Origin of the sequence: Rhizobacter sp., assembly GCA_021153565.1 — a bacterium.
In the GTDB taxonomy this organism is placed as follows: Bacteria; Pseudomonadota; Gammaproteobacteria; order Burkholderiales; family Burkholderiaceae_C; genus Albitalea.
This window is the reverse complement of the sequence record JAJKJU010000301.1, coordinates 1-8,882: the sequence shown is the minus strand read 5'-3', so window position 1 is coordinate 8,882 and position 8,882 is coordinate 1. Positions and strand designations below refer to the sequence as shown.

Here is an 8,882-nt window from a genome sequence, read left to right as displayed (position 1 = left end):
GGGCCAAATCCTAACCGTCAATCGTACCCAGTCTACGTGCCCATGCCTGCCCCTGTTGTCGCTCAGGTGTCGCCCTCTTCCGCGGCGACCTACACCATCAGCGAACTTGCCCGCGAGTTCGACTTGACCACGCGAGCGATCCGCTTCTACGAAGACTGCGGACTGCTCGCGCCCCAGCGCAGCGGGCGCAACCGTGTCTACAGCGCGCGCGACCGTACCCGGCTCAAGCTGACGCTGCGTGGCAAGCGTCTCGGGCTCACGCCCGCCGAGGTGAAGGAGCTCGTCGACATGTACGAGTCACCTCGCGACACGCAGCCGCAACTGCGCAAATTTCTCGTGGTGCTGGCCGCGCATCGTGCCCAGCTCGAACAACAACTGGCCGACCTGCACGCTAATCTCGACGAAGTGCGCACGCATGAAAAGGAGGCGCGACGATTGCTGGCGGAAGGCGGCAAGAAGAAGGGCATGAGCGCTTGATTACTTCGCGGTGCGCGAGCCGGTGACAGCGGTGAACAAGCCCAGACCCACAAAGGAACACGCGGTGAGGTAACGCCCCATGGCTCCGCTGCCTCGGTTGCGCCTGAGCCAGGGCGCCACGGCGCCGGCCAGCAGTGCGTAGGTACAGTCGGTCATCGCGGCGATCGCAACGAAGGTCGCGCCGAGCGTCAAGCTTTGTCCGATGGCCGAGCCGCTCGGGCTCATGAACTGCGGCAAGAAGGCGGCGAAAAAGATCGCCGTCTTGGGGTTCAGCAGCGCGACGACGAAGCCATCTCGGAAGATGCGACGCCAGTCGGCCGTCGCGAAGGGTTGGACTTCGACATCCTCCCTTTTTCGCAAGGCCCTGATGCCCAGATACACAAGGTAGGCGGCCCCGGCGTATTTGACGATCGTGAAAGCGAGCGACGAAATGGCGAACAGGGCAGCCAACCCGATGGCTGCACCGAGCGCGTTACCGAGGTTGCCGAGGGCCACGCCAGCCATCGAAGCGAGTCCCGCACGGCGGCCCTGCGCGAGGGTGCGGGTGACTATGTACAGCACTGCGGGTCCAGGTGTGACGGCGAGCAACACGCTCGCACCGCAGAACGCGCCCAGAAGAGGCCAGGGAGGAAGGAAATCCATGATCGACCTTGATATCGCCGGTGCGACAAACGGCGCAAAAGCAATGATGCATCAATCCGACGACCCGGAGCACGCCTGCGCATCGCTGCGCTTGCTGCCCTGCAGGACGGCGAATTGGCTGAGGCGTCCTCGGCCCATGACTCTTCGCGGCAGACTTCTGTGGATGATCCTCGCGATGCTCCTGCCCACGGCGGGGCTTTTCATCTGGATCGTCAGTTCTTTCGTGATGGGTGTTCCCCAGGCGATGCTGTCCAGTGCGGCGCGCGCCGCGGCGTGGCAGTCAGCGGCAGGCGCTGCGCTCTTGGGCATCTTTGCGCTGATGCTTGCGGCCTGGGCGGCGAAACGCATCCGCGAACCGATCGCGCAGCTCGAGAAAGCGGCTCGGCAGTTCGAACGCGACGAAGTCCCCGACTTCGCACCCACGGGCCTTGCCGAGGCGGATGCCGTCGGCCAGGCACTGCGACGAGCCGGCATGCAGGCCGCGCTCGATCTCACCGAACGGCGGCAGGCGCTCGATGAATTGCGTCGCACCGAAGAGTCACAGCGCTTGCTTGTGTGCCTGCACGATGCGACGCGCGGTTTACGCGACCCGGCGCAGGTGCAATGGGAAATCGTGTCGCGCGTGGGTCGCCATTTCAACGTGAGCCGCTGCACCTATGCCGAGATCGACGAGTGCGGAGAGACGATCTCCGTGACGCGCGACTATGTCGATGGCATAGCAAGCATCGCGGGCCAGCGTCGGTTGAATGATTTCGGCCCGCAGATCGTCGAGGGCCTGAGGTCTGGACGTACGCTCGTCGTCACCGACGTGCACGTCGACCCGCGCACTTCGGACCCCAAGCTGCGGCCCGCCTACGACCGCATGCAGGCGCGCGCCCTGCTGTGCGTGCCCCTTGTGCGGGAACAACGCTTTGTCGCGTTGCTGGTGCTGCATCACCATGCACCGCGCGAATTCTCCGCTGACGACGCGGCGCTGCTCGAACAGGTGGCCGAGCGAACCTGGTTCGCAGTCGATGGCGCGCGTGCCGAGGCGGCCCTGCGCGAGAGCCGCGACGTGCTATCGCTTGCGATGCGCAGCGGCAAGATGGGGGCCTGGTCGCGCGACATCGCGACCAACTGCGTGTGGTGGAGCCGCGAACTTGAGGAAATCTTCGGACTCGATGCGGGGGCCTTCGGTGGCGACACCCAGACCTTCTGCCACCTTCTTCATCCGCGCGACGAGCCTGTGCTTGCAGCGGCCGTTGCGAATTCCATCGTCACGCATGAGGACTACACGGTGGAATTCCGCTTCAAGCACGCAAGCGGCGAATGGCGCTGGATGGAAGGCCGCGGACGCGCGATGTATGACGCCGACGGCAAGCCGACCCTGCTCTATGGCTTGGGAATCGACATCAGCGCGCGCAAGCAAATCGAAGACGAGCTGCGCCGCCTCAACGAGGAGCTGTCGCTCGCTCATCGCCGCAAGGACGAGTTCCTCGCGACGCTCGCGCACGAGTTGCGCAACCCATTGGCTCCGATCACGAACGCCATCGAGATCTTGCGGCTCAAGGACCCGGCAGATGCTGAGACACGCTGGACTCGCGACGTCATCGACCGGCAAGTACGGCAGATGACGCGGTTGGTGGACGAGCTGCTCGACGTCGCGCGCATCACAAGCGGCAAGATCATCTTGCGTGTCGAACGCATGGCGCTGGCGTCGGTGGTGCAGGGGGCTATCGAGGCGGCGCGGCCGTTTGTCGAGGCCTCGGGCCATGAGCTCACGGTGATGCTGCCGTCCAGCCCGGTCTGGCTCGATGCCGATCCGACGCGGCTCACGCAGGTGCTGCTCAATCTCTTGAACAACGCAGCCAAATACACGCCGCGCGGCGGTCGGGTGGTAATCGAGGCGTCAGCGCTCGACGGCGACGCTGTCGTGTTCGTGCGCGACAACGGCATCGGCATTCCGGCGGAACATCTGCCGGGCATCTTCGAAATGTTTTCGCAGGTCGAGCCTGCACTCGAACGATCGCAAGGTGGTCTTGGCATCGGCCTCGCGCTCGCGCGCGGTCTCGTCGAATTGCATGGCGGCAGCATCGAGGCTTGCAGCGGTGGTGCAGGGCAGGGCAGCGAGTTCATTGTGAAGCTGCCACGGGCCAAGACGCCTGGCATGGATGTGGTGGGCTCACTGGATGCCAGGGCGATTCCGAATCTTCGCGTGCTGGTGGTCGACGACAACTGTGATGCTGCCGAGAGCCTCGCGATGATGCTGAGCCTGACTGGCCACGAGGTGGCGACAGCACACGACGGTGAAAGTGCGCTTGCCGAAGCCGCACGATTCGCGCCTGAAGCCGTATTGCTCGACATCGGAATGCCGGGAATGAACGGCTACGACGTGGCGCAACGCTTGCGCGAAACGCCCCACGGCGAGCGCGTGCTGCTGGTGGCCTTGACGGGATGGGGACAGGAAAATGACAAGCGGCGCGCGGTGGAGGCAGGTTTCGACCATCACCTGACGAAGCCGGTGGACGCGGCGAGCTTGAGCGCTGTGCTGGATGCCAGGCAGGCGAGGGGAATGTTTGCTCCCTCCCTTTTTTAACGGCTTCCTTCAACGCCCTCTCAGCCTCTCACGCCGCCGCGGTCGGCGTCACCAGGTGCCGCACGTCGCGGGCCAGGAATTGGTCAATTTCCTCAGCGGTGATGGGCTTGCTGAGGAAGTAGCCCTGGATCTCGTCGCACCCGTTGGCGCGCAGGAAGGCCAATTGTTCCAGTGTCTCCACGCCCTCGGCGACGACCTTCATGCGCAGGCGGTGTGCCAGCGCGATGGTGCCGGCGGTGAGGGCCGAGGCATCCTCGTCCGCGGGCAGGTCGTTGATGAAGGATCGATCGATCTTCAACGTGGACAGCGGGAAGCTGCGAAGGTATGAAAGCGACGAGTAGCCCGTCCCGAAGTCGTCGATGGCAAGGGATACGCCCAGGTCGCGCAGCTCGCGAAGGCGTGTCGCGGCCTGGGCCGGGTTGCGCATGACGCCGCTCTCGGTGATCTCGAGTTCGAGGCGTGCCGATGGCAGACCCGCGTCGGCGAGCACATGCGCCACCTCCTCGGCGAGTTGGGGCCGGTCCAGCTGGCGCGCCGAGAGGTTCACGCTGACCTGAAGCGGGCGACCCAGGTCCTGCCAGCGTCGTGCGTCGCGGCAGGCGACCTCGAGCGCCCATTGGCCGAAGCTGTCGATGAGGCCCGTCTCCTCCGCGATCGGGATGAACTGCAGCGGCGAGATCAGGCCCAGCGCCGGATGGCGCCAGCGCATCAGCGCTTCCACACCGACGATGGCCCCCGTTTGAATCTCCATCTTGGGCTGGTAGACGAGGAACAGCTCGCCCCGCTCCAGCGCCCGCGGCAGGCTGCTCTCCAACGAGAGCCGCTCCTGGCCCTGCGCGTTCATGGATGCGGAGTAGAAGCAGTAGCGACCAGGGCCCTGCTCTTTGGCCCGGTACATCGCTGCATCCGCGCTCATCAGCAGCGTCTCCGCATCCCGCCCGTTGTCAGGGTAGACGCTGATGCCGATGCTCGCTGCGGTGGAAAGTTCACGGCCGTTGACGGAGAAGGGCAGCCGAAAGCGGCTCATCACGTGAGCGAGCGGCCCCATGATGTCGGCTGTGCTGTCCAGACCCTCGAGCACCACGACGAATTCGTCGCCCCCGAAGCGCGCCACGGTATCGTTCTTGCGCATGCTCTCGCGCAGCCGGTCGGCGCAGGTGCGAAGCACCATGTCGCCGGCGCTGTGTCCGAGGCCGTCGTTGATGTGCTTGAAGCGGTCCAGATCCAGAAACAGCACCGCGACACGCTTGCCCTCGCGCGCGGCGCGCTGGATGGCGTGCAACAGTCGCTCCTGGAGCAGGGTTCGGTTCGCCAGGCCCGTGAGCGAGTCGTGACAGGCGGAATGGCGCAGCGTGGACTCGGCCTGTTGGCGCCGCAGGTATTGAGCAAGCTGGCGGGCGATGGAGCGCAGGAAGCCCTCGACCTCGCCGTCGATGAGCATCGACGCGCGGCTGAAGAACTCGAGCGCCATCCGGTGCGCGCCCGCGATGACGGGAACGACGACTGCCGAGCGCATGCCGTGGCGCGCCGCGACCCGGTCACGCGCACGCGCGGAGTTGGGTGCCGGCATCGTCCGCCACGAGATCCGCCACGAGATATCGACCGACGACGGCGCGCCGTCGTTCGGCGCCCCGGGCCACAGCTCACAACAGCCACCCAGCGCATGGATGTAATCCTGCGCGACGTTGTCCCCGGTCGCACTCCACTTGCTCAAGCAGCCCGCTTGCCCAGACTCGTCGAGCCCCCAACAAACCGCGGCATGCCAGCCCAGCTGGGCGCCGATGGACGACAACACATACGCCGCGGCGCGCTCGGGCTCTATGTCCGTCGCGAGTTGCTGCGCGATGTTGTGGGCCAGTTCAAGCCGCAGGGCGGAGTTCTTGCGCGTGGTCTCGTCGCGCGCTGCGGCGCACACGAAGGGCACGCCCCCCTCGGTGGCCCGTTGCAAGTTGACGTGCACCCAGCGGTCGCTGCCGTCGGCCGCGTGGACCCGGTGTTCGAACTCAACAGGCTCGTTCGTGCGCTCGGCGCGGACGATCGCCTCGCGCAGCACCGCCCGCTGGTCTTCGGGCATGCGAGCGAGCAGGCTCTGCAGCGTGGCAGCCGCATCTACGGCATCGATGCCGTAGATGCGGCCCGCCTCTTCGGAGTATTCGACGCTGCCAGTTCGCGGGTCCAGCACCCAACTGCCGAGCTTGGCGAGGGACTGCGCCTGGGCCAGCCGCTGCTGGCTGGTGCGCAGCCGGGACGACAGCTCCTGTGCGTCGGACAACGCCTTGTTCTTCGTCTGCAGCAGGAACAGGAGGTCGACAACGGGATCGTGCACCGCGAAGTCATTGAAGGAGAGCCCGACGCGAACGACGTCCGCCATCTCGGACACCCAAGGGGAGCCGAGGAAGAAGGTGTGCGGCCCCTGCACGACGATCTGCCCGCGCAGGCAGAGTGGACCGTCCCGCTGATCGATCACGAACAATGAGGTGGCGTGCTGCCGGATCAAGGCGATGTCCATGCGCTGCAGGACCGGTCGCCGGATGACGAAGTGCGCGCCGAGTTCGCAGCCCACGACCACCCCTGGACAGAGACGGGCCAGCACCGCCCCCGCCTGCAAGACGCGCAGCTCCTCGTCGACCGCGAGGTGGAAGGGGAATGCCGCGGCGAACGCCTCGGCGCAGAGATTGAGCGCGGACATCAATGCTCCGGCGACGCGACCGCGCTCATGTAGTCGACGCGGAAGACGTCGTGGTCCGAGTCCTCGCGGAACGCGATCTGCTCGACGCTAATCTCCTGCGAAAAGCGCTTGCCCAAGCCCTTGAGCAGGCCAACCACCATGGGCGCCAGGCCCGCCCGCGTGCTGTGGTAGTGCAGCAAGAGGCCGTTCGCACCCGGCATGTCCTCCACCTCGAAAGACGGCGGGCACAGCTTCGGGTAGGTCATTCCCACGTGGCTGTGCAGGTTGTCGAGATTGAACAGGAACGACCGCAGGTCCGACCCGAACATCGCGAGCATCTCGCCGTAGCCTGCCTCGGCCGTGTACAGCACCCAGTGCTCGCCGAAGGCCTCCAGGATCTGCGATGTGCTCAGCCCGAGTACCTGGGTGGCGGTTCCCACGAGCCGGTAGCTGAGCTCGTCCGGGTAGCTGTCCATCGAGACGAACATTTCCAGGTCGACGCCGGCGGCTACCCGGATCCTGTTCCAGGCCGTGTCGCCGTATCCCCGCCGGACGAAGTCCTCGAGCGCTTGGTTGACGAGTCCGTACATGTCAGGTCCTTTCTGATGTTGGGCTCAGAGGCTGAGAGTCTTTCGAGCGTGTCCGAGCAGGGGTCTTTTGGCGTGATGAGCGGGCATGATCGAAAGACTCTCAGCCTCTCAGGGGGCTTGGAGCCACCCGGGCCCGGGTGGCCGCTTCGCGGAGCACCCCCAGCTCCCGAAGGATGAGCTTGCGTTGCGGGATCATGGCTGCGGGACAGTCCATTTCGCGCGCGGCGGCCGCACGGAGTTCCTCGAATGCAGCCGCGGCGGCGGCGCGGTCGCCCGCTTGGTGCGACGCAATCATGGAGACGAGCCGCGCCGGGTAGGGGTTGCCGGTGAAGAAGCCGTCCGCCTCCTGATCCAGCTCGGCCAGCGCATGGAGCCCTCCCAGGCCACCGAAGAGCCGCAGACGTGGCCCGAGCAGCCGGCGCAGGCGCGCCATCTTCTCGGGTGTCGGTGCGTCCTCGACCTTGACCGCACACACCGTGGGCACGGCTTCGACCAGGGACGCGATGAGGCTCGACGGCAGCGTCGGGCCGAAGGCTGGGTTGTCGAGCAGGATGAGGGGCAGCGGCAGCGCCTGCGCGATGGCGCGCACGTGCGACAACACGGCGCCGGCGTCGCCGCGCGGCGGCTTCACGAGCAGGCCGGCCGCGCCGCACTCGGCTGCAACACGCGCATCCGCGATCGCCTGCTGTGTGCACTCGGCGAGCACGCCAACGACGATCGGCGCCCGCCCGCCCGAGCGACGTGCCACCCGCTGGATGACGCAGCGGCGTTCGGCCTCGTCGAGCAGGTCGCCCTCGCCGGCGATGCTGGCGGGCACCAGCCCGGCCGCGCCGCCGTCGAGGTAGTAGTCGACCACACGTTCCAGGCTCTCCGGGTCCAGGCGGCCGCCGGCCACCATCGGCGTTGGCAGCACGGCAAAGAGTCCCTTGAGCCAGTCAGGCATGCGGGCCATCGCGGTCGTCCTCAGAGGCTGAGCCTCTCAAGTGCCAGTGGCCAGCGCCGACGTGTCGCTGCCGAGGCTCAGGCTCAGGCCCATGTCGGCGGTGCACGAGGCGCGCAGCACGCCGTCGAAGAAGCGGCAGCGGGCGTCCAGCGCGGCGCCGATGGCCTGCGCCACGAGGTCCTCGTCCTGCGGGGTGCGCAGCATCGGCAACAGGACGGATTCGAGATGATCGGCGTGGCCGTCGTCCACGTGGATGTGCAGCTCGAAGAACACGAGCGCCTCCTTGTCGAAGTGCAGCGCGCTCATCAGGCCAGCCTGGATCTGCGTGTACAGCGAGGCCACGATGCCTTCGGAGGCATGGCACAAGGCACCGACGAGCCCAAGGCCACAGGCCCGGTCGCCCAGCGCGAGGTAGGCGTCGATCAGTGCCCGGGTCTCGGGCAGCACCGGCGAGTCCGCGAGTTCCTCGTCGCTGATGCCCAGCGCGCGCGTGAAGCGGCGGAACAGCGTCGCGTGGGCCCGCTGCGGGTCGCCCTCGCCAAGCTCCTCCCAAAGGTTCTCGGCGATCACCATGCGCGTCGCCTCGTCGCGGCTCGCGGCCAGCGCAGTAGCGAGGAAGCACGGGAACTCGTGGCAGAAGCGGTACATCTGAGACGCGAGCACGCGCACCTGGGGCAGCGTGAGCTCGCCCGCGCGACAGCGCTCGACGAACGGATGGCGCCACAGGGGATGTGTGCGGGCCAGGTGTCGGAAGCGCGCGGCCGCGTCGGACCGCGCCGAGGCCGGCTTGCAGACGGCCTCGGCGGCCTGGAAGATGGGGCAATGGGTCATACAGCGCTCCTCGTGATGGTGGCTGCCTCAGAGGCTGAGAGTTTTTCGAGCGTGCCCGAGCAGCACGTCAAAAGGCGCCTGATCCAGGCGCAAAGCGCAGCCATAGCCCGGGCTATGGCGAGCATTTGCAACGACGAGCAGGGGTCTTTTGGCGTG

General features: G+C 66.7%; 7 protein-coding genes. 2 read left to right on the top strand and 5 right to left on the bottom strand.

Features of this window, described 5'->3' with window-relative positions; all coding sequences use genetic code 11:
- The first annotated feature begins 42 nt into the window (after positions 1-42).
- Positions 43-477: a MerR family transcriptional regulator gene (locus tag AC30NL_RS18880; RefSeq protein WP_489465529.1), complete on the top strand. Its 435-nt coding sequence runs from the start codon at positions 43-45 to the stop codon at positions 475-477.
- Here AC30NL_RS18880 and AC30NL_RS18875 read toward each other — a convergent pair whose 3' ends face one another.
- Entirely contained in the window at positions 478-1,122 is a 645-nt protein-coding gene (locus AC30NL_RS18875; RefSeq protein ID WP_489465528.1) for a LysE family translocator, read from the bottom strand.
- Here AC30NL_RS18875 and AC30NL_RS18870 point away from each other — a divergent pair.
- Positions 1,118-3,694, top strand: coding sequence for a hybrid sensor histidine kinase/response regulator (locus AC30NL_RS18870; RefSeq protein WP_489465527.1), 2,577 nt, complete (start codon positions 1,118-1,120; stop codon positions 3,692-3,694). The two genes, AC30NL_RS18875 and AC30NL_RS18870, sit on opposite strands and share 5 nt — an antisense overlap.
- Before the next feature lie 28 nt (positions 3,695-3,722).
- Here AC30NL_RS18870 and AC30NL_RS18865 read toward each other — a convergent pair whose 3' ends face one another.
- The 4 genes from AC30NL_RS18865 to AC30NL_RS18850 form a co-directional block, all read right to left on the bottom strand.
- A complete protein-coding gene (locus AC30NL_RS18865; protein WP_489465526.1) occupies positions 3,723-6,383 on the bottom strand; it encodes an EAL domain-containing protein in 2,661 nt (886 codons plus the stop codon).
- Positions 6,383-6,952, bottom strand: a complete 570-nt coding sequence (locus AC30NL_RS18860; RefSeq protein ID WP_489465525.1) for a heme NO-binding domain-containing protein — start codon at positions 6,950-6,952, stop codon at positions 6,383-6,385. Before AC30NL_RS18860 ends, AC30NL_RS18865 begins: the two co-directional genes overlap by 1 nt.
- 100 nt (positions 6,953-7,052) lie before the next feature.
- Positions 7,053-7,904: a dihydrodipicolinate synthase family protein gene (locus AC30NL_RS18855; RefSeq protein WP_489465524.1), complete on the bottom strand. Its 852-nt coding sequence runs from the start codon at positions 7,902-7,904 to the stop codon at positions 7,053-7,055.
- A 27-nt stretch (positions 7,905-7,931) separates the two neighbouring features.
- Positions 7,932-8,726: an iron-containing redox enzyme family protein gene (locus tag AC30NL_RS18850; protein ID WP_489465523.1), complete on the bottom strand. Its 795-nt coding sequence runs from the start codon at positions 8,724-8,726 to the stop codon at positions 7,932-7,934.
- Positions 8,727-8,882 lie beyond the last annotated feature (156 nt).